Origin of the sequence: Pseudomonas citri, from assembly GCF_025336485.1 — a bacterium.
GTDB classification, from domain to species: Bacteria; Pseudomonadota; Gammaproteobacteria; order Pseudomonadales; family Pseudomonadaceae; genus Aquipseudomonas; species Aquipseudomonas citri.
In genome coordinates, this window is the sequence record NZ_JAODAB010000003.1 from 42763 (window position 1) to 67769 (window position 25007).

Consider the following 25007-nt stretch of genomic DNA (forward strand, 5'->3'; position numbering starts at 1 on the left):
AAGGAGATTGTATGAACACGATGAAGATGGTGCTGGCGCTGCTGGCCGGCGCGACCAGTTACGCGGCATTGGCCGCCGAAAAAACCGTTCCGCTGAACGCCTTCAACAGCGTTGAAGTCCGCCAGGGCATCAACTTGACGATCAAATGCGCGGCCACCTCGTCCATGGTGGTCTCAGGCTCTGCCGATACGCTGGGCAAGCTCCAGGTGACGACCAACGATAAGGCGTTACTGCTCGTGAATGACGCCGCGGAAAATGATCGCTTGGTCTCCCATACGCTGGATATCACGCTGTATACCAGCGCGCCGCTGACCGGGCTGACAGGCAAGGCCGGGATAAAGATCGTGGCGCCTGCATGTGCCGTCGATCGATCCAGGCTGACGGTCGCCGGCAGCATGGGCGCAGACATCCAGATCGAGGGCAAGACCGGTGAGCTGGTGCTTGACCTGGCAATGGGCGGCACCTTCAACAAAAAGCCGCAGCCCTTTACGGCGGATGTGGCCAATGTGCGCATGAGCATGGGAGCGGAATCGTCCCTGTGCGACATTCCAAAGATCAATGGCAGCCTGTCTGCCGGCGCACGGATATCGGTCAGCCCATCGGCTCAGGTCGATACCGGTGCCACGGGCAGTTTCGCCAGCGAAGTTTCAACCTCAGGTTGTTCGTGATCGATCGGGAAACCGGCCAAGCTCAGTTCTCCGTCCGTGGGAACTGAGCTTGCTATTAGGCTGAGCCTGCGTCATGGCAACGTAGCTGCCATTGAACCGACGGGTGCTGCGGGCCGACGATCGCCCCATACGCCAGACAAAAACGCCCATCCCCTTGCACCTGGCAATAATGAATCTGCCCGCTACTGGCTGGGGGTTCGACCATAACCCGTGCCATCCCGCTCGCACCCGCCTGCGGGATGACAGAAAAACTCCCGAGCGGTTGCGTCAGCCCCGTCCCCCGGGCTTTCAGCCAGGCCTCCTTGATACTCCAGAGCTGGGTAAAACGAGTGACGTAATTGGCTTCGTCAAGCGCCAGCCAGCGCTGCTCATCCGGGTGAAAAAAACGCTGGGCGATCGCCTTTTTTACCGCGACCTTTCCGCTGACGCGTTCCAGATCAACCCCGACCTCATGCTCCCGGCACAGGGCGATGGCGGCCGAGTGAGCGCTGTGGCTCAGGTTGAAACGCAGCCAGGTGTGTTCTGGCAGCCACGGTTTGCCGGTGGCTGTCCTGGCGATGCGCACCTGATCGACCGGGATCGCCAGGTAGGCCGCGAGCACCTGATGCAACCAATGTTGCGCCTGTTGGCGAACCGTCATTTGTGGCAGCGCATCGTTAAAGTGCCGCAGCAGGCAGACACCCTGGCCGTCGATCAACTCAGGCAGGAGATTGCAGCGGTAAATTGATGGTGACTTTGCAACCGGTCTGCTCATGGCGATTTTCCAGGGACAAGTAACCGCCATGGCTTTCGGCAATTTGCCGACACAGGATCAGGCCTATGCCGGTGCCATTGGGTTTGGTGGTGTAGAAAGGCACGAACAGATTCTTCGGATTCGTCAGCCCCACGCCTCGATCGAGGACAGTGATCAGTAAGCGCCCTTTCTCCTCGGCCCACTCGATATCGATACTGTCGGCGCTGCTGCCCATCGACTCATCGGCGTTCTTGATCAGGTTGATCAATAACTGGTGAATCTGTACCCGGTCGAGGTGAGCCATCAACGGACGCGGTCCGCTCAGGGTAATCACACGGTGGGAAAACAGCAGCGGCAGTTCTGCCACCAGGGCCGTCAAATCCACCTGTTCCTTCAGCGCCGGCGCCAGCTTGCTCAACTGCCGATAGCTGCTGATGAAGGCGATCAGTTCGCGGGCCCGCCGATTAATCAGATCGATGCCCTCGGTAAAACCCGCAGGCAAGTTGTCTGAATGATGCCGATAGTGCTGTTGCAGCATTTGACTGATGGAGGCGATCGGGCTGAGGGAGTTGTTGATTTCGTGGCTTATCACACGGAGCAGATCCTGCCAGGCTTTCTGCTCCTCCTGACGCAACATGTCGTCGACATCACTGACAAACAACAACACGTTCTGCACACCGTCCACCATGTAGGTGTCACTGGTCACTTTGTACCGGCCCGGTCGCCCCTCGTGATCGGACACGACGGGGTGCTCCGTATTGGCATTTTGCAAAAGATTGTCCAGTTGCCAGGCGCTGGCCGTATCGCCAATCAACTTATCCAATGAGGTGCCGAGCATCCGCGAGGCCGCATCGTTGCACCAGATCAGCCGATGACTGCCGTCCAGGGCATAGATGGCAACCGTGATGTTGGAGATCACCTTCTGCAGCAGGAAATCCATCTCCCGCTGCTGTTGGCGGTGGCGCGACAACTGGCAGGAAATGTCATTGATCTGCTCGATGACACCCTCGAAAGCCCCCGTCCCGTTGGTCACCCCACGCAGGCTGAAATCTTCCTGCTCCACCGCTTCCAGCAAGTTGGAGATGACGTTGATTTTGTAGATCAACTGCTGAAAAAAGTGATAGCAGAAATACACCGTCGTCACACACAGCACGAACAGGGTGAAAAACTTGAGGTAAATGGACTGGTCAGGAAAAAACCAAAGCAGCAGGTAGGCAACGATTGCGCCGATCGGTGCCAGGCTGCACAGCAACAGGTGGCGTACTTCAAATGCCTGAAAAAACTTATGCATGACAGATTTTTAGTTTTTCGAGCCGGCGATAAAAAGCGCTGCGACTGAGCCCCAGTGATTCCGCGGCCTTGACCGCATTGCCGTCATACTGGCGCAGGCGCTGTAGCAGTAAGGTTTCTTCGGCTTCGGCCAGGGTGCACGCGTCCGTCAACCCTAACGACAATTCATTGGCCGGACGCACTTCGCTGCCCGATGACGCCGAAGACGGCAGGCAGAGGTCTTCGGCGTCAATCACATTGGCGCGACACAGCAACACAGCGCGCTCCAATAAGTGACTCAGTTCCCGGATATTCCCGGGCCATGAATAATCCAGCAGCGCCTGGCGCGCCTGCGGTAACAAGGCTGGCCGGGGCTTGTTGTATTTACGCGCAAAACGTATCAGGAAGCGCTCAGTCAGCGGCTCGATATCTTCCAGCCGTTCGCGAAGCGGCGGCAGTTGGATTTGAATCAGGTTCATGCGATACAGCAAGTCCTGACGGAACCGCCCCTCCGCCACGGCCTTGTCCAGGTCAGAGTTGGTGGCGGCAATGATCCTGCATTGGGTGGTCTGGGTGCGCGAAGAGCCGACACGCTCAAATTTCCGCTCTTCCAGCACCCGCAGCAATTTCACCTGCTGTGTCAGGGGCAAGTTACCGATTTCATCGAGGAACAGCGTCCCCTTGTCTGCCAGTTCGAAGCGACCGATACGATTCTCCCGCGCGTCGGTAAAGGCTCCTTTTACATGGCCAAACATCTCGCTTTCAAACAACTGCTCGTTGATGCAGCCCATGTTCACTTCGACGATGCTGTGTTCGGCACGCGAGGAAATCTGGTGGATATAGCGCGCCAGCAGGCTTTTACCGGTGCCGTTTTCTCCCAGGATCAGAACGCTGGTGTCGGTGCCCGCCACCTTTTCCACCAGGCTGATCAAGCGCTTCATCGCTGGAGAGCGGACCACCCATTGGCTGTCCATGTCATCTTCGAGTGCCAGCTTGAGCAGCTTGTTTTCTTCCCGCAGGCAATTGCCTGAACGACGTGCCTGGCTCATCGAAATCTGTTGCTGAACGATGCTCAGCAGGCGCTCGTTATCCCAAGGCTTTTGAATGAAATCGGCCGCCCCCCCTCGCATGGCATTGACGATGAGGTCGACACTTCCCCACCCCGTCATCGCGACGGCCGGCAGGCAATCATCGAACTTCTTCATCTCGGCCAGCAACTGCAAGCCTTCCATGCCTGACGTGGTGTCTTTCTGAAAGTTCATGTCCATCAAGACCAGATCGACAGGCTTGGCGGACAAATGCGCAAGCAGGCGATCGGCTTGGGTTTCCAGGGTCACGTCGTACCCTTGCATACGCAATAAGATATCGAGGCTGGTCAGGATTCCCGTGTCATCGTCGATGACAAGGATATGTTTCTTATCGTTCATCTCAAGCATCCTGCTTAGAGCGCCTTGCCCCTGGGGAGCAAGGCAGTCGTTCATTCATAACGAATCGCGTCGGCGGGCGACATATTGGTCGCCCGCCGGGACGGAAGCCAGACCGCCAGGGCCACCACCAGTGTAATCATCAGCGCCACCATCCAGAACAGAAGCACAAAAGGCGTGTTTCCGTTACCCAGGACATGGGTCAGTTTGGGCGCGACAAAAAATGCCAGAGGCAAGCCGATGATCAGGCCGGTCAATAACTGCTTGCCGCCCTGGATCATAAGCATACGTAACAAATTACCTTCAGTGGCCCCCATGGCCATGCGCAAGCCGATTTCCTGGGTACGCTGATTGATCAAGTTGCACATCACCGCATAAATCCCCGTTGCCGCCAGTATCATCGCTACCAGGCCAAACAACATGAAAAGATTGGCAATAAAATGCAAGCCGGCCGTATTACGGGCCAAGCGCTCACCCAACGTCTGGATCTGATTGACGGAAAGATCGCTGTCCACCTGACGAACCGCGTTGACCAGGGCGGGCCCGATCGTTTCCGCGTGCTGGGATCGCAGCACCAGCATCAATGAGGGGGCGGACTGCTGTTCCAGAGAGCGATACACCGTGGTGCGGTGGCGGAATGCGCTGAAAGGCCGACCATGGATAACGCTGGGCACCACACCGACTACGGTGTACCAGCGCTGGTCATCGGTATCGCGAAAACGCAGGCGCTTGCCAATCACATCACGCTCGCCCGGCCAGAACTGCTCGGCAAAAGACTGGCTGACGACGACCACCTGTTGTGAGTCCTGGGTATCTCCGTGGACAAACTCTCGGCCCGTCGTGGGGGTAATCCCCATCGCCGACAAGCTACCCGGCATCACCTGCACATCGTTGACCATCGGGTAAGACCAGCGCTCGTTCCTGTTGTTGGTCGATGCGTCGACTTCTACCTGGCGCGGTACGGTGAACTGTCCCACGGCACTGGTGGTCAACGCCGCATTTTCAACGCCGGGGATCGCCGCGACAGCATCCTGCAAGCGCTGGTAGAACAGGATACGGCTTGCATCATCAGGGTAATTGTTCGCGTTGAGGTGGATTTGCGCGGTCAGGTAGTCACGGGTGTCGACACCGTAATCAGCGCGGGTCGCCTGGTAGACCAAGAGTGCGAACAACGCACTGATACACAGGATCGAGCAAGAGAGCCCCACTTCGACGATCACCAGGATCCGGGAAACCCGACCTGCGCCACGGCTCTGCGCACCACGGGTGCCATCTCGCAGCACCTCATTGAAGTTGCCACGGACGATTTTCCAGGCCGGCAATGCACTGGTGAGTACAGCCGTGATAATCACCAGGACAAGCGCGTTGAGGACCAACACATTATCGAGTGACAGCTGCCACCAGAAAGGAATCTTATTCGGCACGAAACCCGGCAGTATCGAATTGGTGACTTCCAGCCCCCATGCAGCCAGCAGGACGGCCACGACACCGGACAGCAAACAGATAAACAAGCTCTCCAGCATCATTTGCAGGACAAGACGCCCTGCGGGAGACCCCAGCGCGACCCGGATGGCGATCTCTTTGGCTCGCTCGGTCGTCCTGGCCAACAACAAGTTTCCGACATTGCAGCAAGCCAGCAGCAGCACAAAGCAGACGGCAAACAGCATCACGATGAAGATTGGCGTGGTCTCTTCACCCATGAAGTTTTCCTGGAACGTCAATGCCTGGGCAGAAAGTCCTTTATTGCTTTCCGGGTACTCCGACGCCAAGGACTGCATCACTCTGTTGAGATCGCGGTTGGCATCCCCAAGGCTCACACCAGGTTTCAAACGTGCGTACACCGACACTTCCGGCGCACCTTTGCGCTCCAGGTACTGCGAGGGAACAAGCTGGGAAGGCAACCACAGGTCGTGGAAGAACGGGAAGGCAAAGTTTTGCGGCATGATGCCGACGATGCGGGTATGTATGCCATTGATCCTGATATCGCGACCAATCAGTTGTTCATCGGAAGCGAAGTAGTTTTGCCACATGGCATAGCTGATCACCGCGACGGGCGCAGCCCCCGCCTGAACGTCCTCTTGATTGAGCAAACGTCCTCGAAATGGCTGAACAGCGGTAAAGGAAAACAGCTCTGCGGTGTTCCTGATGGCCATATACGAAACAGCCTTGCTGCCATCACTGATATCCGCGCGCTCGGCATAGAAATAGCCCATATCCTCGAACTGGGTGGAGCGCGTCTTGAGATCGCTATAGTCCATGAAGTTCAGCCCGGAATCACTCAGGCTGATACCGTTCACGGTCGGATTGATCAACACCATGCTTTTCCCATCAGGATAAGGAAGCGCGGTGAACATGATGGTATTGATCACTGAAAACATATACAGGGTCAGTGCCAGGCCACAGGACATGATCAGCACGGTCACAAACGTGAAGCCGGGGCTTTTCAGCAGCAGGCGCAAGGCATAGCGAATATCGAAAAGCATTTTATGCTTCCTTCACCAGGGTCAGTTGTCGCGCCTGTTCTCCGTCGCCGACGACCTTCCCGTCGGACAGGACAATATTGCGCTGCGCACGCTCAGCCGAACGAGGGTCGTGGGTCACGATGCAGATCGTGGCCCCTTCTTCATGCAACTTGTCGAGGATATTCAGTACCGCTTCTGCATTGTTCGAATCGAGGTTACCGGTGGGTTCGTCCGCCAGGAGGATGGACGGGTTACCCACGATGGCCCGGGCGACCGCAACGCGCTGCTGCTGGCCGCCTGAAAGCTGTGAAGGATAGTGGCGACTGCGGTGGGACATGTTGACCTTGGCCAAAGCCTCGGCCACCCGCTGTTGGCGTTCGGTTTTGGAAATATCACCACGGTACGTCAGAGGCAGCGCGACATTTTCTTCGATCGTCAAATCACTGATGAGGTTGAACGACTGAAAGATGAAGCCAATGTCGCGGTTACGCACCTGCGCGCGCTGTTTCTTGGAAATGTTGTCGACATTTTGCCCTGCCAACTGATAAGTGCCGCTCGAGGCTGTATCCAGCAACCCGAGGACTGAAAGCAGCGTCGATTTCCCGCAACCGGAGGGGCCCGATATGGCCACGTACTCACCCTTGGAAATAGTCAGCGTGATCTTGCTGAGCGCATGGGTTTCGATTTCATCGGTCAGGAAAATCTTGTTTACGTCAGTCAGTTCTACCAAAGGTTCCATCATTACTGTCTCCAGGGCATTGTTCCGGTAGCCGGCGTGAGCTGCATCAGTTGGCAATTTGAATCTGTTCGGCACCCTGCCAGGCGGTGCTGTCACTGAGGATTATTCTGTCGCCAGCTTTAAGCCCGCTGGTGATCTGGATGTAGTCAGCAGAACCCTGCCCGAAATCCACTTTCATTTTGGTCGCTGAACGATCTTTTTCATCCAGCCGGTAGAGCGTAGAGGGCAGGTTATTCTGCGCGAACGGCGGGCGCTCGACATACAACGAATTATTGATTTTCGTCACCGCGATCAATCCATCGACGCTCAGGTCGGGACGTGCCTCCTGAGGCAGCGGCTGATTGAACGTCACATCCACCTTGACCGTACCGTTGATCACCGCAGGATCAACCCGCGATAACACACCCGGGAAGCGGCTCCGGCCCGTGTTGATCGTGACGGCCTGCCCGACCGCCAGATCGCGCGACTGCAACTCGGGCACTTTGAGCTCGGCGTACAACTCCTTCTCTTTAGCCAGGCGAGCGATATCACTGCCTACCGTTACCCGCTGTCCGACCTGAACTTTCACGTCTTGCAAAATGCCATCTATCGGCGATTTAACTTTGAGCGAATCAACCTCCTGCTGACTCAGTGCAACCAACGACTCCATTTTATTAAGACGGATAATGTTAGCCTTTATTTCCGCCTCGACGCTGAGTTTAAGCGTCTTTAGCCGTCGCTCTTCGAAATTGACTTGCTGAGTATACTGTTCCGTCAGGATACGCGTGGTTTCATACTCCAACCTGGGCACCGCCAGAATATATTTTGTCTGGGCAGCGAGACGCAGTGTAGAACTGAGTAGTCGACTCTTCACGTCCAACATCAACGCCTCTTGATTAAGCGTTTTATTTTGCAGCTCAGCGTTTTTGGCCTCGGTTTCTGCTCGAAGCGCCTTAAGCTCCAATTGCCGCTCCTGAAGTTGCTGCTCCAGCGTCGGATTACTCATGACCACCAGCAGCTCGCCCTTGCTGACTTTCATCCCGGCCTTATAGATAACTTGCTCCACCCGAGCGTCAACGTTCGCCGCCACCCAATTGATGTCCAAAGGTAAAAGTACGCCGTTGCCCCGCACCTCGATGGCAAAGTCACCGTACTTGACCTCGGCAACCGTGACGCTGCTGCGAGCAATTTGGTAAGGCGAAAACTGATAGTTGTAGATCATCAGCAGCAGGATCACCAACAAGACGCCACCGGCAATGGCGTTCCTGTGCTTCTTGAGTACGCGTTTTTTCCCCGGTTGCGGGATCGAGATATCCATAAAAAACACCAATATTAGCCACTTGAATTGTTTTCAGCACATTCCATGCCAAAAGCAGAGAGTAATCGCAACCCCTTGATATTCATTGAATAAAAATCTCGGTAAGACGGAAGCAAATGAAGATCGATGCAGCGACGTCTCATTTTCGGAACGCAGCGAAACGTGCACTACGGGTTAGCTGTTATTTATGGGAAAGCCGCATGAAAATCAAAATCCCAATAATGGAACGCAAGGTAATAGCCCGCAAAAAAAGCATCCCGAAAATGGGATTTCAATTTCCCTAAATCGAGAACGTCACAAAAAACTCTTAATAAACAATCAGTTATGGTGACAAAAAAACTGGCATGGCAATTGCCAGAGCGTGAGGGAGTCACAGCCTATCCAATAATAAAAAATCTTCGCCATTGGGCCTGCAGAACGGAGTCTGTATGTGGGACGTTAAAATCTCGAATGCTGAGAAGACCCTCTTTACGCAAAAAATAATGGATGACCTGGACACACGTCATTTTCAAATCTATGGCAAGCATGCACATACAGAAAAAGCGCTGTGCATTGTCACGGTGATCAATTACATCGTCGAAAATATTTCGGAGGAAATCACCTTGGAAGACCTGGAGAAAATCTGCGGTAAAACCAGATTCGATATTTGTCGCGTGTTCAATCTATTTTACGAGGTGACACCGATAAAATGGATGTGGAAGGTCCGCCTGGCGTTGGCAAAAGAGTTCATCAACCTGGCCCCGGAATGGTCATTGACCGACATCAGCTACGCCTGTGGCTTTTCTTCCCTGCCGCATTTTTCTCGAAGTTTCAGCAAGGCCTATAACGAAACGCCACTGAGATTCAAACAGGACGTAATGAAATCAATCGGCCAGAAAGTGAAGAAAGAATCCTCCGAATATGATTTTATTTTTGGCATTCAACGAAATGGTTTCTCGCGCAATATGCTACTCAACAACATCAATTCATTATAAATAATAAAATCCGCTGGATCCGTACACCCCTCAGTCACTCGTACAACCGCAGATATGAAAGCTCAGCGTCATGGCGCAGCGGATCTCCCCTTGCCGGGAAAAAGCAAAAAACCGTGGTCGAGGCGATAGTTACTTCCGGTTGAAAGAGCAGCGAGTGCTTGAGGGGGGGCGGTAGGAAAAGTGCGCGGGCAACCTGAGTCGTTCGGTTATCAACGGCAATCAACGTTTTGTACGTTTGATACCTATACGAAAACGGCTGCGCAAACACAGTGCCGGGTCAACCATGGCGAAATAGTCTTCCTGCGCGGTATTGTCCAGGAATCTGGAAATACGGTTGAACACCGTCGGATCGCGCAAAGCTCCATTGTGGCCTTTGCCTTCGGTTACGATCAGTTTGCTTTTATCCAGCGCGCAGTTAAGTACCATGGCTTCTTCCAAGTCGATACTCACGTCGCCCTTATCATGCAATATCAGCACCGGCTGTTTTATTTTTGCAATGAGCTCTGGCCCGATTTTATCAGGGTGTACGCCGTAGCGTAGCTGGTAGAGCTTTTTCATCGACGTCGCAATGTTTCGCGGTAGTTTATTGTTGAGCACATAATTATCCAGGACTTCACCAAAACTGCAGGGGCTACTGATCAAGATCATTCTCTTGAACAACAACCCTTGCAGTGCGGCCATACAGCCTACCAACCCGCCGGATGAGTGCCCGACCACCACCGAGAAAGGACCGTATTGTCGCTCGATATCGATGACCGCCCTGGAGAGATCGTAAAAAGACACACCCTTGCCCGGGGATACGCCATGGGCTGGCAGGTCAGGCACAAAAACACTGTACCCCTTTGCCTGCAAGCGCTGGGCAAGGTGCCTGAGCATGATGCTTCGTCCATCCCAGCCATGCAGTAGCAAGATTTTCTCTGCTTGCTGCGCGGATTGAGGGTAGATGAACATTTTTACGAAAGTCTGTCGCCAACTGAAATTTTCCTGTTGGCATTGGCGGAGCAGCATCATCTCGGCAGGCTTATAGGGCAACGGTCGGGTCTTCTCAAACAGGCGCAATGCGCACAGGGCTGAAAGATAAGAAGACATCATGTTCAATGAGTAGAGATCGAACAACCTTATTAAACGGCACACACGAACATAGTGAGTCGTTGGCCGGACACGGGCCTTCATTAGCAATTTCGGCCGACGTCGCAATACCACCAACACGCGAAAGTAATTTTGATGAATCAGCGACACTATCAGCAACAACGGATAGATCGCGCTAAATAACATGTTCACTCCCGATTTTATTTGCCAGCCGCCAGTATTCGTTGGCAAAGGCCAAGAAATTAATCGCACTGAATGTAATGATGATGCTCATGATAGCGTTCAAGCTAGAGAGGCGATCCCAACCGACCAATAAAACGATCACCATGAGCAACTCGATGATCACCGTCAGAATCAGCACCCGACGCGCCTGGTCAAGTTGCTCGAGTAAAGCTTGCAGCGACGCCACGAATGCCGTGAGGAAGAACGTCGGTAATAAAATCAGCATCATCTGTTGACTGGCGTCCCTGATCGTCCCGTTGCCTGAAAGAATGCCGATCAACGTTTCCTCACTCAGGTAGACCCCAACGGTGAGCACGGCATAAAGCCCGCCAATGAACATCAGTCCGCGATGCAAGAGTCGCCTCAATCCCTCGCCACTACTGATTGTCAAACGCTGGTTTACCAAAATCGCCAGTGCGGAACCGCATGCCACGGCGGGAATGACAATGAACATCCTGATCTTGGTAATGATCAGGAACGCGGCGACATATTGCTCACCCAACGTTCCAATCAGGGGAAACACCAGCAATGAACTGAAGAACACCACGATGAAAGATACAAAGATCGGCAAGCCAACCAACTGCAGCAGCCCTTTCAATCGGGCAAGGAACGCATGCGGACGGTCGTCCTGCTGCTGGCGACCGACACGCCACACCAGCAATGTCGCAACGGGCATCAGCAGGCCGGACGCCAAGGCATTAGCCACGATGATGGAATAGAAGCCCAAACCGTAGACGTGGTAACTGATGTAGCAAATACCGGCGTTCAGGACGATATAGGCAATGACTAGAAACATGCTCAACGTGCTCTTGCCCTGCCCTCGCAAGGCGCTGTTGCACATTTCCAGATGAATGAACGGCAAGATCGAAAGGAAGTAGAGGGGAAGCGCTTCCTGATAAAAGCCCCCACCGGATACAGGCAGCAGCTTCTCCAGCCAAGGTGCGCAGAGTGCGATCGCACCACTGAGCAAGGCCACGACCAGGATGCCCAGCACTGACAAAATGGACGTGGCTACCAGCACTTTCTGCCTTGACCACAGGTTCAGCGACCTTGCGCTGAATACCTGGTTAGTGATCGCCAGGCACTCGAGAATAGCCAGGAACAAAAAGCTGAATGGCTGGATCATCGACAACCAGTAAATCGACGTTGTCTCGGCGCCATGCCCCAAGATAGCGGTTTGGATGTTCTGTGAAAAAGACACAGCGACGGCAACGACAATCATTGGCCAGGCAAGCTTGAGCAGGTCCGCAATATCCCGGCTTGCTCCCTGGCGCTGCGACAGGGCCAGGTCCGGTGATGTGTTCACAGGGCCTCCCCCACGCTTGCGTGCCGTGGCAGGGTGTAATGCCTCGTCGTTTTACCATGCAGGCTGTAAATCATCATCGAGAGATAAGACAGCGTGTGCGTCGCGCCCAACAAATAGCCGTGGCCTCCCATCAGTTTTTCCGCCCTGTTGGTCAACTGGGTGATTTGCCACTGGTCTTGTTCGGCGTCTTGAAAGTCCTGCGCGGCGATGCGCATTTCCCATTGCAACATCAGCAGGCTGCACTGGCTGCTCACGTCGGCAAACTCGGCCTTAATCAACTGATGCTGGGTGGTTTTCACACCAAAGCTGCGGCGCGCTGACAGATGCGTCCAACTCATGCTCAACATGCGCGTCAGCAGTCCCAAGCGGGCCGCGACGGAGATAATCAGGCAAGTGTCATCGACGACCGTTGCCTGCTCCGCTCCCAGGTATCGAAGATCCAGGCCAAGCGAGGCAAGTACCCGATCTGCCGGCCCGGACTGGCTGGCAGCGTCATCCCGCTCGAGTGGCACGAGTTGATAACCTTGGTTGAACACCGGCTTGGTCTGATCGGGCAACCCAACGTGCAATAGTCGCACGGCTTCTGCGGGCTCATGGTCCGCAAACAGCTGATAAGTTCGGTTAAACGGACCATCAGGCATACGCACTCTCCAACTGCAGGTGCTGTCCAATCCAACCGATCAACTTGCCAACGGTGGTAAATGCATCCTGATTGATCTGATCCGGATCAAACATCAGCCCAGGGACTTTTTCCTCAAGCGTCAGTAAAAACTGAACGAACAATACCGAATCCAGATCCAGATCTTCGTTGAAATCCGTTTCCAGACCGACCGAGACGGTCGAAGACATGACATCATTGAGCGCTTCATTAACCGCCGACAGAAGACTTGACATATAGAACCTCGCTATTTTCATTTTTTTCAATTAAAACGCATGAAAGCGTAACCCCCATGCCCATGGTCAGGCAGAGAATTCTCTTTCCCGTGAAGTCTTCCAATAAGCCAGACAAGTTAAATAGAACGTCTGAGCAATAAGCATGTCCGTACTCCGCGACATGCCTGGTAAACAGGATGCCTTTGAAATTCAATTTCTCGACAACTCTTTCAAGCATCGGCAAGTCTAGATTGCACGGAACGATGGCATCGATGCTGTCAGCAGGAACGTTGAACTTATCCAGCACGGTTAGATAAAAATCATGATATTCCTGTTCCAGCGACGCATATAATTCGCGCCGGCGCACGGCAGACTCATGCCGATGATTGTCATAAAACGAGGACATGTGCTTTACCGCCGTATGGGTCAAATTCCATTGGGCGGGTCCCGCATTGAGCAGCATCGCGGCCGGTATTTCAGCCAATACGCTGTTATCCAGTCGATTGACAGCACTGTGAAAAGCCTTCTCCCCCGTAAGAAGAATCATAGGCTCGCCGCGCTTGCTCGATCTGTTTTTTAATAAATGAATCGCTGATAGGGCAGACGAGCAATGATTCAAACTCACGCTGAGTACTTCCCAGTGCCCTATCCCGCATGCCTCGGCAACCTCCTCCAGCCAACGATTATCAAAGAATGTGTTATGCGTTTGTGTTTTGGCATACACCAGGCAACCTTTGACTTCTTTTACCTGTGGGTTTGCCATAACCAATGCGCACAGCGTTTCCACAAGCATCTCTGCGTGGGTTCCGGAAGACATCCCGACGGAGTGCAAAGAATAATAACGCTGTAGTACCTTGCAGGCCCCAGGTTTTAAACCATGAGACTGCTCAAGCGTGCTGAGAGGCTCTAGTGAAATACGACCCGGCAACCAACATAAATAATTAAGTGGCAGCATAACCTTCCCGCGAAGAATATTTTTAGTGCGTGTATCAATTGGCCACATCGTCCCAGAAACGGATCGTGCTTTTTGCCTAAAATTGCTTAAAGAGGATGTTTTTCCCATTTGCAGGTCCCACAAATGGAATTTCCACCGGCGTTCAACGGGGTCTAGGGTTTGTACGAAAAGTCGCCGAGTGGCGATCAGGCAAGGCGAAAACGGGGGATGTAATCGCCTCACCTTTCTGCGCACCTCTCCTGCAAGACGGCGCTTCCTCGGCTCCCCAGGCTTTATGCCTGTTATTCCTCCGATGCGACCAGTCGAGGACCTTTGCGTGTGACCTGTTGCCCGACTTCAAAACGCGCATTGGGCGAACGCACCGTACTCATCTCGCCTTGGGCGTTTTTTACCTCGTAGGCGGTTTCAGTTTTGCCGATGCCTGTCTGCACTGCGCTGCCCGCGAAAAAACCGCCTGCAGCGCCGACGATTGCCCCAATCGGGCCGCCTGCTGCCCCAGCCATCATTCCGGTCAAGGCGCCGAAACCCTTGCCGGCGGTTGTGTCGGGGACTTCACGGACGATCTGGTCGGCCTGGCATAACGGAGCCAGCAGTACACATAGAGTAAAACTGAGCGCGATTGAACGAGTCATAACATTGCCCCTTTGGATTGGCGTTAGGTTCTCTACCTAATACACAAAGCGGGCCAAAATTTTTATCTTTAAATATCAACTACTTATATGTATTAATGGTCATTATGATCTATCTCGAAATAGGTCATAGTGACCGATAAATAGTCAATATGACTTATCGAACGACAGGTTATCGCCATGCTGGGCTTTGGCTGAATCAAGCCTTGATCGGTCGTGAGCGCTATTTCAGACCCAACCGCTTCGCCAGCCGGTGCAGGTTGGCCACGTCCATATCCAGCATCCGAGCACAAGCAGACCAGTTCTCTGCGCAATTTTTCAGTGTGCTTTCAATCAGTTGACGCTGGAAGTCGTCCGTCGCATCCCGCAGTCCCTGGTCAACCCCGAGGGTAGGAACATCCAGTGCAACAGGCGGCGTATCCACCTGCTCGGGCAGTTGATTGAAATGCTGCGCTTCGAGCAGCAACTCGTTACTTTGCTGGGTCGCACGGGCAATGATGGTTGCTCGATAGACCGCATGCTCCAGTTCACGAACGTTTCCTGGCCACGTGTACTTTTTAAGCAACGACAGGCTGCTGGCAGCCAACGCCACCCTTTTCAACCCCATGCGTTCCCTGCTCTGCTCACAGAAAAAGCCCGCCAGCAACGTGATGTCCTGCCCACGCTCCCGCAGAGGAGGCACATGTACAGGGAAAACGCTTAAACGGTGGAACAGGTCGGCGCGGAACCGATTGTTCAACACCTCCTGCTTCAGATCACGGTTGGTCGCGGCAAGCACTCGAACGTTGACCCGCAGCACGTTATCGTCACCGACCCGTTGCAGGTCGCCGTATTGCAGTACACGCAACAGTTTCGCTTGCAGATTCAGTGACAGCTCACCGATTTCGTCGAGAAACAGTGTGCCGTTATCAGCCATTTCGAACTTGCCGGTGCGATGATGGATAGCGCCGGTAAACGCCCCTTTCACATGACCGAACAACTCACTCTCGGCCACTGATTCCGGCAGCGCAGCGCAGTTCAGATAGACCAGAGACTGGCCCGCGCGCGATGAGCCTTCATGGATAGCCTTGGCGACCAGTTCCTTGCCGACGCCGGTTTCACCCGTGATCAAAACGTTCAGGTGGGAGCCTGCCACCATCTCGATTTCTTTTTTCAACTGCTGCATGACTTCGCTGAGTCCGACCATTTCGGTGCGGGGCTTACTCACCGGGGTGCGACTGATGGAGACAGGCGTAATGGTCTGACTTTCCAACTGCTCCACCAACAACGCGTTGGTCAATGCTGCAGACGCGAGGGCTCCCACCAGTCGCAGTTCCTCGTCGCTGAAGTGATCGAACTGTAACGGGTCCATGCCATCGATCGTCAGCGCTCCGATCAGCGCCTGGTCCGCGAACAACGGCAATCCAATGCAGGCGTGCACTTTGAGATCCTGCCGGCTAGGTATCAGTCCGTCATAGGGATCAGGCAAATGACTCTCGGCCGGAAAGCGCACCACGTCCCCGGCGCGGGCGATGGCTTCGAGTCGCGGATGTGCGTCAAGGCTGAAGCGGCGCCCCAGAACATCCGGTGCCAAGCCGTCAATCGCCAGCGGACGGAACTGTCGCTGTTCGTAACGCAACAAGGCGGAGGCGTCGCAACCGAGCAACTGGCGCAAGGTATTGATCAGGCGTTGAAAACGGTCCTGATGGGAGTTGCCGCTTTGCAGCTGAATAGCAATGCGTGTAAGGGATTCAACAGAGAGACTCATCGCTATGTCACTTTGACCATAAATTAGTCATACAGACAGTAATCGCGCTTTGTCAAAAAGACAATCTATGTTTATTTTTTAGCAAAAACAATGATTTATGACATGGCACGAAGGTTGCCATCTTCGGTGTAGAACTTCATTTCAACACCGAGGCAGGACATGTCAATTCACGTCAAGAACAACATTCATTGGGTCGGCCAGCGCGATTGGGAAGTGCGGGACTTCCACGGCACAGAATACAAATGCCACAGAGGCAGCAGCTACAACAGCTACCTGATCCGCGAAGAAAAGACCGTATTGATTGATACGGTTGATCACAGGTTTAGCCGGGAGTTCGTAAAGAACCTGGCGATGGAAATAGACCTGAACACGCTGGACTGTATCGTCATCAACCATGCCGAAGAGGACCACGCCGGGGCGCTGACGGAGTTGATGTCGCTGATCCCCAACACGCCCATCTATTGCACCGCCAATGGCGTGGACTCGATCAACGGTCATCACCATCATCCAGAGTGGAATTTCAACGTAGTGCATACCGGCGACACCCTGGATGTCGGCAATGGCAAGCAGTTGGTTTTCGTGGAAACGCCCATGCTGCATTGGCCGGACAGCATGATGACGTACATGACCGGCGATGCCGTACTGTTTAGTAATGATGCTTTTGGCCAGCATTACTGCGACGAGCATCTGTTTAATGATGAAGTGGACCAAAACGAACTGTTCGAACAGTGCCAACGCTACTACGCCAACATTCTCACGCCGTTCAGTCGCCTGGTCATTCCGAAAATTACCGAGATCCTCGGCTTCAATCTGCCGGTCGATATGATCGCCACCGCCCATGGCGTGGTGTGGCGTGAAAATCCGACGCAGATTGTGCACCGCTATCTGGAGTGGGCGGCGGACTATCAGGAGGACCGCATCACACTGTTCTACGACACCATGTCGAACAACACCCGCATGATGGCCGATGCCATCGCACAAGGCATTCACGAAGTCGATCCGGGTGTAGCGGTGAAGATTTTCAACGTGTCGCGCCATGACAAGAATGAGATTCTGACCAACGTCTTCCGCTCAAAAGGTGTCCTGGTGGGTTCGTCCACCATGAACAACGTCATGATGCCGAAAGTCGCCGCCCTCCTGGAGGAAATAACCGGGCTGCGTTTCCGTAATAAAAAGGCTTCGGCATTTGGCAGCTACGGCTGGAACGGTGGTGCGGTAGACCGTATCCAGACGCGCCTGATGGACGCGGGATTTGAAACCACGTTGTCGCTCAAAGCCAAGTGGCGCCCGGACGGTGACTCGCTCGAGGTTTGCCGGGCCCATGGACGCGAAATCGCCCGGCAATGGGCGCTGCATCCAGCGCCCGACGCACCCGTCGCACGACCTGCCGCCGCGGCACCTGTCCAGGCAGAACCCATCGCGGACAACGGCTCGCGCATGCAGTGCAGCGTCTGCCAATGGATCTACGACCCGGCGATCGGCGAGCCGATGCAGGACGTGCCGCCGGGTACGGCCTGGAGTGAGGTGCCGGATTACTTCCTGTGCCCTGAGTGTTCAATGGGTAAATCAGTGTTCGATGAGCTGGCTTCGGAGGCGAAATGAGCAAGGAAATTGTCATTGTGGGCTCCGGCTTTGCGGCTCGTCAGGTGGTCAAGAACTTGCGCAAGCTTGATGCAGCGGTCCCCATTCGCTTGATCGCCGCAGACAGTTGCGATGAGTACAACAAGCCCGACCTGAGCCACGTTATCAGCCTCAATCAGACCGCGGACGACATGACTCGACAGTCCGCGGCGGACTTTGCCGAGATGTATCGGTTGACCCTGAACGCTGGCTGCCGGCTGACTGCGATTGACCGGAAAACCAAGTGCATCAGCACGGACGACCAAGCATTCAGCTACGACAAACTGATTCTTGCCACGGGGGCGCAAGCCGTCGTTCCACCGATTCCCGGGCAAGAGTGGATGGTGACGCTGAACAGTCAGCAAGAATACCGAGATGCACAACAGGCCTTGAAAGTCGCACGACGCGTGCTGATCCTGGGAGCCGGCTTGATTGGCAGTGAACTGGCCATGGACATGAACCGGGCCGCAAAGCAGGTGGTGCTGATGGACAAGTCCTGCAGCCTGCTGGCATCGCTGCTGCCTGTCGAGGTAAGTAGCCGCCTGCAGCACCGGTTATGCCAGATGGGTGTGGAAACGGTGTTCAACCAGTCTTTAGCGTCCATTGAAAAAAGAGCCGATGGTCTGTTGGCGACTTTGTCCAATCAGCGGCACATCTCCACCGACGTGATCGTGGCCGCAATCGGGTTGAAACCCGATACGACGATAGCAGCACAGGCTGGTTTACAAGTGGATCGTGGGATTGAAGTAGACGGCCGAATGTGCACTTCTGATCCGCACATATTTGCCATTGGCGATTGCGCGCAGATCCAGGGCAAGCTGCTGCCGTTTCTGCAACCCATTCAGTTAAGCGCCATGACCCTGGCGCGTAATGTGCTGGGTGGCGATGAGCAAGTGAAATTCCCGGCGATGCTGGTCAGGGTAAAGACTCCGGAAATGCCGCTGCATCTGGCCGGAGAAACCAGCCGTCAGGACTTGCAATGGCAGATCAACCTTGAGTCACAGGGGCTGGTAGCCAGGGGCCTGGACATGGCGGGACAGCTACGAGCGTTCGTCGTGAGTGAAGACCACATGAAACAGGCCTTTGCATTGTTACGGCAGCTTGCGTCGTAAACCGAACTTGAAGCGTTCATCCGGATCGTCCCATCAACAGGCCGGAGTTGTTCGATCGCGACGTGTAGATCGTGCAACCCGGCCTCCCACCTTCCCTTGAGATTGCAGTTGACGGCACGGCACGCGTCTGCGCATTATCCGGCCACCCTTCTTCGCAACGGATCATTCATGATTCTCACCACCGACCACATGCTGACTGTCTTGGGCCTTACCGCTCAGGCATGCGCATGCGTGTCCGTTGCCAAGAAATCGAAGAAACAGTCGCTCATTTGACCGGGGCGCTGTCCCGTCAGATGAGCTGACAGGACAGAAAGTGTTAGGTCTCCTTCCCTTCTTGATTCCCATCCCTCCTCTGACGTCGACCAATCGGTCTGCCTGAGGAGTAATGCATGTCTAATTTCCGCGGTATCTGGATTGCGCTGGTGACCCCGTTTCGTTCGGGACGAGTCGATTTCGAAGCACTGGATGGACTGGTCAAAAAGCTTCTTGCTGAGGGTGTGAGAGGCCTGGTGGTCTGCGGTACCACCGGTGAAGCCGCCGCGATGAGCAAAGATGAGCAGCTCAAGGTGCTGGATGTGGTGCTGGAGGTCGCGCAGCCTGACCAGGTGATCATGGGGCTCGCGGGTAACAACCTTCAGGAGACTCTGGACTTCCAGCAAAAGATCCAGGCCCGTGATATTGCCGGTGTTCTCGTACCTGCCCCCTACTACATCCGTCCCTCACAATCGGGTATCGAATCCTTTTTCAGGACAATCGCTGATGCATCCTCCGTCCCTGTGGTGCTTTACGACATTCCTTACCGCACAGGCGTTCGCATTGAGCGGGAGACCATCAGGAGAATCGTTCGTCATCCGAATATTGCGGCCGTCAAGGACTGTGGAGGTGACATCGAGACGACCATGGCACTGATCAACGATGCGCATACCGAAGTGCTCACGGGCGAGGACATTCATCTCTTCAATAACTTGGCCTTGGGTGGCGCCGGTGCGATTTCTGCGTCAGCGCATGTGCGAGCAGACCTATATCTACAACTGATGAAAGACATGGACAACAGTAACGTCGCGGCGGGCCGAGCGACGTTCTATAAGCTGCTACCCTGGATTCAGATGGCGTTTACAGAACCCAATCCGGCGGTAGTGAAAGCGGCCCTTAGCGTCCAAGGACTGATTGCAAATGAATTGCGTGAGCCCATGCAGCCTTGCACTAAGACCACTTTGGAGCGCCTACGCGTTGTCTTGGACAGTCTGGAGATTTAGCGCAGCAGGAGAAGGTGGTTTCATAGCCGTGGTGTCCACAGGGTCAGGTGGAGACCATGGCCATCGATGTCTATGATGTAAAACTATGAAGTCCTCCTAACTGCAGGTCCTCATGTCGAAGGGGTTTCTGTGATCGTGGTACTGACCTGACGTCGAGCTGCCGGTCGTGATCGAAGATCGCAGTTTCATCACATGCATTCCTGTGCTGAGCGCGTAGCTTACCGAAGCTGGCGCCGTCCAAAGGTTATTAGGGAAGCCGTGAACGGGGTGATGACATGGACGATGACAAGCCAACTGACACAGAGAAAAACGAAGACAACAAAGAAAGTATCTCCAAAGCTGACTGGCCGGACAAACCTACCAGTGTCTTCCAGTATGGATTGATTGTTGGCTTCGCGCTGATTCTCTTGGGGGGAATCCCCATGGCGATTAATCCATTTAGTTGGGTTGTCGAGGTTTTTATAATTTGTACGGGCCTCAGCATTATATTCGGCGCTTTTGGTTCTCGTGCGAAGATCAGCGTCCTAGGAGAAACAGGGGCTTTACTCGGTGTGGCTGCGATTGCGGTAATAGTGTTCATGGTGCTGATCGATCAAGTTTCGGAAAGATATGTTCATGTACGAATCATAGGGGATGTAAAAGCAAAACAGGTGAAAACGGTCGAGCTCGCCGGAGATCAACCGTACGCCGGAGGAATGTTACGAGGCCAGGACTCCTGGGATTTCTATATTTTCGGCGGGCAGATTAAAAACTCAACGCTGAGTCTGCGTATCGAGCCGCTGGGAGATGCAGGTGAAGTTTACTTCGAATGCATCGACGTCAAAAAAGTCTCTCCATACTTGGCCTCAGGAAAAACGCTCACATGGAATTACAATAAAAAAGATGATCGGCTGATGGATGTGGCGACAAAGACGATAGTCGCGAAAGTTGGTTGCTTTGAGGACGGAGCTTTTGCAAATCGCGGGCAGAAAAAGCAAATCGACACAATCAGCTTAATTTCTTCGGCCTTCGCAGCCGATAACAGCAACCCCCCTTCTCCCACTGCCGAACTTATTAGGGAGTTAAATTCGGACAGCCAGTATGTTAGACAAAGCGCGCGTGAAAGCCTGGGCAGTCAACGCACCACGGTGATAAATCCTCTACTGCAGACATTGCTGGCAGGCGATGCATCCTATCGGTCTAAACTTGGCGCACTTGTGGCGCTCAACAAAATAGGCCGAAATAATCGGCAAGATTTATTGCCCGCCAAAGCAATATTGTCCGAGGAGAATCTCGCAAAAATTCTCGATATCGCAAATGATCCTGAAAAGACCATGCGCGTATACGCTTCTGAATTTCTCTATTTATTAGCAGACCCCAGGACAATCGGAATTGCGTTGCAGAAGATGCCCGCCGCAGCAAGCGACGGTAGATATAACTACATTTTGATTATCCAATCATCTTTGAGGGAGGCTGACGAAGCTCAAAGGTCGTTAGTTTTCGAAAAGCTTCCGTCGCTAAAAGACGATGGATCGGACAAGACCAACAAGCTTATAGACAGCGTAATGCTAGAACCGGACAGCTAATCCAATGCAAAATTCTATATCCATAAGGCTACACCTGTAGACACGGAAACAGAAGGAGCTCACCGATGAACTTGCAGGAATGGAAAAACTGGCTTGCATTATGTAAATTTTATTACCTGGGAACTGATCAGAATTTTGCCTGTAGCAAGGCGGAAAATCGCACAGCCTATAGAGTAATTCAACTTCACAAGCTGAAATATTTTGAGATTCTTGCTGCTTTGGGTAGCGTGATAACGTCCAACATGAGCACTGATCTGGATTTGCTGGTGCATGATGCCACCTCAAACCCCAACGCCCCTCCTCTCATAGGGTTGTACAATTTTGTTGGGCGAGTAGTTTTATTTGGGAAAACCTTGCACGTACAAACGTACTCGCCCGCGTCGGAGGGGTACTTGAAGAGCAAATTTTTTGTTCCTTCGGTAAAGACAGAAAATATCGTGCAAGCACTTCCTGTCCCTACGCATAAAAAGCTTGAAATCAATTCCTCTTTTTCAATGATGGATCTCGCTAGCACTGATGAGAGTTATGTGAATGTACCCCGTCTTTACATGTGCGCGGCTTTTGCGCTTCTCCATAACAAGACTAAGCTGGGCGGTGTATGGGGTGACTACAATGTAGCGGCGCTACTGGTGGCGAAAAATGGAGAAATCATAAGCTATGGACTAAATAAATCCGGCACCAACAGGCTTTTTCATGCCGAGGTATGTTGCCTATATAATTATCTTGTAAATTCTTCAACCGAAATCCCGGACGACAGTCACTTATTCGTCACCTTGAAACCCTGCTTAATGTGCGCTAGCTTCTTGGCACATTATGCAAAAGACGTCAGAGGATTCAAAATATATTATGCGCACACCGATCCAGGGGCAAACGAGACCTGCCTCGAAAGAGCGAACATATTTGTAAAAAAACTGGGAAGCAATGGCGGCAAGCCATTAAAACTAGTAAAAAAAGATTTTGCCACCGGCGAAATGATCAAATACAGCGTGAGCGATCATCTGGATGCCAACATTAAAACAAGAATCATAACGTCGCTTCGTAATTACAGCTGGCTGTACAAGAACTGCAATGACCTGATTATAGCCAAAAAAGCAAAATACGATAGCGACTCATCAACAAAGCCGGTGGCTATGGCTTTAAAACAAATAAATGATTTCCTCGCATTTTTGCAGATAGATAACTTCAACTCAAATTGGCATGATTTTTTGAACATTGAATGGGGTGAAATGGATACTGACCTGTAGTCAAAGGTAATACCGCGCTCAGCCCAGCACCGGAATCACTCGCGAAGGCTTGACCGATTTGAACGAAAAACTTGAATAGATCTCTTTGACCGCCGGCAAGGTTTGCAGTACCTCTCGCGCAAACTCGCCGAAAGACTCCAGGTCTTTGGCCACCACTTCCAGCAGAAAATCGTAGCGCCCGGAAACGTTGTGACAGGCGACGATCTCCGGGATTTCCAATAGGCGCTGTTCGAAGGATCGGGCCATCTCTTGACTGTGGGACTCCATCATCACGCTGACAAATGCGGTGACGCCGTAGCCGAGCGCCTTGGGCGAAAGAATCGCCTGGTAGCCGGTAATCACTGCGCTCTCTTCGAGCATTTTCACCCGACGCCAGCACGGCGAGGTGGTCAGGGCCACATGTTCGGCCAGTTCGGCGATGGTCAGCCGGGCGTTGCCTTGCAGGGCCGCGAGTAAGGCTTTGTCAGTACGGTCCAGGCCATTGGGCATATCTTGCCTCCAAACTCTATTATTAAAAGCATTTATTCCAATTGATTGGTTATTCCTGGGTCAATTTGGAATTTTTCTTGTTGAAATTGAGCATAGCATTGTAGGAAATACAGGAGCCTTCACCATGAACAATAAAAACAATGAACTGGGCTTTTCCACCCGCGCCATCCATCACGGCTATAACCCGCTGGACAACAACGGCGCGCTGATCCCGCCGATCTACCTGACCTCCACGTTCGCCTTCCCTACCGCCGAATACGGCGCCGGTTGTTTTGCCGGCGAAGAGTCCGGGCATTTTTACACGCGGATCTCCAACCCCACATTGGCGCTGTTGGAGTCACGCATGGCGACTCTGGAAAACGGCGAGGCTGCGGTGGCCTTCAGCTCCGGCATGGGGGCCATTGCCGCAACCTTTTGGACCCTGCTGCGCCCCGGTGACGAGATCATCCTCAACCGCACGCTATACGGTTGTACCTTCTCCCTGCTGCACCATGGTATCGGCGAGTTTGGCGTCAAGGTGCGCCATGTTGACATGTCCAACCTGGCTGAACTGCGCGATGCCATCAGCCCTGCGACGCGCATGATCTACTTCGAGTCCCCGGCCAACCCGAACATGCAACTGGTGGACATCGCCGCAGTGGCCAAGATTGCTCACCATCATCGGAATATCACCCTGGTGGTCGATAACACCTATTGCACTCCATACCTGCAACGCCCCCTGGAGATGGGCGCGAATGTAGTGGTGCATTCGGCCACCAAGTACCTCAGTGGCCATGGCGATATCACGGCCGGCATCGTGGTTGCCAGTCAGCCACTGGCGGACCGCATTCGCCTGCAAGGCCTCAAGGATCTGACCGGTGCGGTGATGTCGCCTCAGGACGCTTTTCTGCTGATGCGCGGGCTCAAGACCCTGTCACTGCGCATGGAGCGCCATTGCAGCAACGCCCAGGTGATCGCCGAGTATTTGCAAGCGCACCCGGCCGTCGACTGGGTCGCTTACCCCGGCCTGCCCTCCTTTGCCCAGTACGACCTGGCGTCGAAGCAGATGAAGTTGCCCGGGGGCATGATCGCCTTCGAACTCAAGGGCGGCCTGACCACCGGCCGGCGTTTCATGAACGCACTGGCGTTGTTCGCCCGCGCGGTCAGCCTGGGAGACGCCGAGTCCCTGGCCCAGCATCCAGCCAGCATGACCCATTCCACCTACACTCCTGAAGAGCGTGCGCACCACGGGATTTCCGAGGGGTTGGTGCGTTTGTCGGTGGGCCTTGAAGACATCGCTGACCTACTGGCCGACGTCACCCAAGCGCTGGATGCCTGTGCTCAAGGAGGTTGAA

22 protein-coding genes are annotated in these 25007 nt (G+C 53.7%); 8 read left to right on the forward strand and 14 right to left on the reverse strand.

Translation table 11 applies throughout. The features are described 5' to 3' along the window. Window positions 1-11: 11 nt before the first annotated feature. Window positions 12-668, forward strand: coding sequence for a DUF2807 domain-containing protein (locus N4Q37_RS04385; RefSeq protein WP_260955677.1), 657 nt, complete (start codon window positions 12-14; stop codon window positions 666-668). A 55-nt stretch (window positions 669-723) separates the two neighbouring features. Here N4Q37_RS04385 and N4Q37_RS04390 read toward each other — a convergent pair whose 3' ends face one another. From N4Q37_RS04390 to N4Q37_RS04415, 6 genes are read right to left on the reverse strand one after another with little or no spacing between them, the layout of a single operon-like run. After that, window positions 724-1464, reverse strand: coding sequence for a 4'-phosphopantetheinyl transferase family protein (locus N4Q37_RS04390; RefSeq protein WP_260955678.1), 741 nt, complete (start codon window positions 1462-1464; stop codon window positions 724-726). Beyond that, window positions 1367-2692, reverse strand: coding sequence for a sensor histidine kinase (locus tag N4Q37_RS04395; RefSeq protein ID WP_260955679.1), 1326 nt, complete (start codon window positions 2690-2692; stop codon window positions 1367-1369). The genes N4Q37_RS04390 and N4Q37_RS04395 overlap by 98 nt, the downstream gene beginning before the upstream one ends. Next, window positions 2685-4097, reverse strand: coding sequence for a sigma-54-dependent transcriptional regulator (locus tag N4Q37_RS04400; protein ID WP_260955680.1), 1413 nt, complete (start codon window positions 4095-4097; stop codon window positions 2685-2687). The genes N4Q37_RS04395 and N4Q37_RS04400 overlap by 8 nt, the downstream gene beginning before the upstream one ends. A 50-nt stretch (window positions 4098-4147) precedes the next feature. After that, entirely contained in the window at window positions 4148-6577 is a 2430-nt protein-coding gene (locus N4Q37_RS04405; protein WP_260955681.1) for an ABC transporter permease, read from the reverse strand. Between the two features lies 1 nt (window position 6578). Then, complete coding sequence (locus N4Q37_RS04410; protein WP_260955682.1) at window positions 6579-7298, reverse strand: ABC transporter ATP-binding protein; 720 nt, start codon at window positions 7296-7298, stop codon at window positions 6579-6581. 43 nt (window positions 7299-7341) lie between these two features. Continuing rightward, window positions 7342-8592 (reverse strand): efflux RND transporter periplasmic adaptor subunit, encoded by a 1251-nt coding sequence (locus N4Q37_RS04415; protein ID WP_260955683.1) that lies wholly within the window; start codon window positions 8590-8592, stop codon window positions 7342-7344. 428 nt (window positions 8593-9020) lie between these two features. On the opposite strand from N4Q37_RS04415, the gene N4Q37_RS04420 reads away from it, so the two are divergent. Next, window positions 9021-9566, forward strand: coding sequence for a helix-turn-helix domain-containing protein (locus tag N4Q37_RS04420; RefSeq protein WP_260955684.1), 546 nt, complete (start codon window positions 9021-9023; stop codon window positions 9564-9566). A gap of 219 nt (window positions 9567-9785) precedes the next feature. On the opposite strand, the gene N4Q37_RS04425 is transcribed toward N4Q37_RS04420, so the two are convergent. From N4Q37_RS04425 to norR, 7 genes are all read right to left on the reverse strand, one after another. Then, the gene (locus N4Q37_RS04425) at window positions 9786-10841 is read right to left on the reverse strand and encodes an alpha/beta fold hydrolase (RefSeq protein ID WP_260955685.1); all 1056 of its coding nucleotides are present in this window, start codon (window positions 10839-10841) and stop codon (window positions 9786-9788) included. Next, entirely contained in the window at window positions 10831-12183 is a 1353-nt protein-coding gene (locus N4Q37_RS04430) for an MATE family efflux transporter (protein ID WP_260955686.1), read from the reverse strand. The genes N4Q37_RS04425 and N4Q37_RS04430 overlap by 11 nt, the downstream gene beginning before the upstream one ends. After that, window positions 12180-12824 carry a hypothetical protein gene (locus N4Q37_RS04435; RefSeq protein ID WP_260955687.1) on the reverse strand — a complete coding sequence of 215 codons (645 nt, stop codon included), beginning with the start codon at window positions 12822-12824 and terminating at the stop codon, window positions 12180-12182. The genes N4Q37_RS04430 and N4Q37_RS04435 overlap by 4 nt, the downstream gene beginning before the upstream one ends. Next, a complete protein-coding gene (locus N4Q37_RS04440) occupies window positions 12817-13077 on the reverse strand; it encodes an acyl carrier protein (RefSeq protein ID WP_260955688.1) in 261 nt (86 codons plus the stop codon). Before N4Q37_RS04440 ends, N4Q37_RS04435 begins: the two co-directional genes overlap by 8 nt. Further along, complete coding sequence (locus tag N4Q37_RS04445) at window positions 13052-14119, reverse strand: 3-oxoacyl-[acyl-carrier-protein] synthase III C-terminal domain-containing protein (RefSeq protein ID WP_260955689.1); 1068 nt, start codon at window positions 14117-14119, stop codon at window positions 13052-13054. Before N4Q37_RS04445 ends, N4Q37_RS04440 begins: the two co-directional genes overlap by 26 nt. A 173-nt stretch (window positions 14120-14292) precedes the next feature. After that, window positions 14293-14643 (reverse strand): hypothetical protein, encoded by a 351-nt coding sequence (locus N4Q37_RS04450; protein WP_260955690.1) that lies wholly within the window; start codon window positions 14641-14643, stop codon window positions 14293-14295. A gap of 220 nt (window positions 14644-14863) precedes the next feature. After that, a complete protein-coding gene (gene norR, locus N4Q37_RS04455) occupies window positions 14864-16387 on the reverse strand; it encodes a nitric oxide reductase transcriptional regulator NorR (RefSeq protein ID WP_260955691.1) in 1524 nt (507 codons plus the stop codon). 159 nt (window positions 16388-16546) lie between these two features. On the opposite strand from norR, the gene norV reads away from it, so the two are divergent. The 5 genes from norV to N4Q37_RS04480 all read left to right on the forward strand — a co-directional run bounded on the left by norV (window position 16547) and on the right by N4Q37_RS04480 (window position 23184). Further along, window positions 16547-17989 (forward strand): anaerobic nitric oxide reductase flavorubredoxin, encoded by a 1443-nt coding sequence (gene norV, locus N4Q37_RS04460; RefSeq protein WP_260955692.1) that lies wholly within the window; start codon window positions 16547-16549, stop codon window positions 17987-17989. Continuing rightward, a complete protein-coding gene (gene norW / locus N4Q37_RS04465) occupies window positions 17986-19119 on the forward strand; it encodes an NADH:flavorubredoxin reductase NorW (RefSeq protein WP_260955693.1) in 1134 nt (377 codons plus the stop codon). The genes norV and norW overlap by 4 nt, the downstream gene beginning before the upstream one ends. A gap of 389 nt (window positions 19120-19508) precedes the next feature. Further along, a complete protein-coding gene (dapA, locus tag N4Q37_RS04470) occupies window positions 19509-20375 on the forward strand; it encodes a 4-hydroxy-tetrahydrodipicolinate synthase (protein WP_260955694.1) in 867 nt (288 codons plus the stop codon). 275 nt (window positions 20376-20650) lie between these two features. After that, entirely contained in the window at window positions 20651-21940 is a 1290-nt protein-coding gene (locus N4Q37_RS04475) for a HEAT repeat domain-containing protein (protein ID WP_260955695.1), read from the forward strand. A gap of 65 nt (window positions 21941-22005) precedes the next feature. Continuing rightward, entirely contained in the window at window positions 22006-23184 is a 1179-nt protein-coding gene (locus N4Q37_RS04480) for a Bd3614 family nucleic acid deaminase (protein WP_260955696.1), read from the forward strand. Between the two features lie 18 nt (window positions 23185-23202). On the opposite strand, the gene N4Q37_RS04485 is transcribed toward N4Q37_RS04480, so the two are convergent. Next, the gene (locus N4Q37_RS04485) at window positions 23203-23673 is read right to left on the reverse strand and encodes an Lrp/AsnC family transcriptional regulator (RefSeq protein ID WP_260955697.1); all 471 of its coding nucleotides are present in this window, start codon (window positions 23671-23673) and stop codon (window positions 23203-23205) included. Window positions 23674-23797: 124 nt separating this feature from the next. On the opposite strand from N4Q37_RS04485, the gene N4Q37_RS04490 reads away from it, so the two are divergent. Continuing rightward, window positions 23798-25006 carry a methionine gamma-lyase gene (locus tag N4Q37_RS04490; protein WP_260955698.1) on the forward strand — a complete coding sequence of 403 codons (1209 nt, stop codon included), beginning with the start codon at window positions 23798-23800 and terminating at the stop codon, window positions 25004-25006. The last annotated feature ends 1 nt before the right edge of the window (window position 25007 follow it).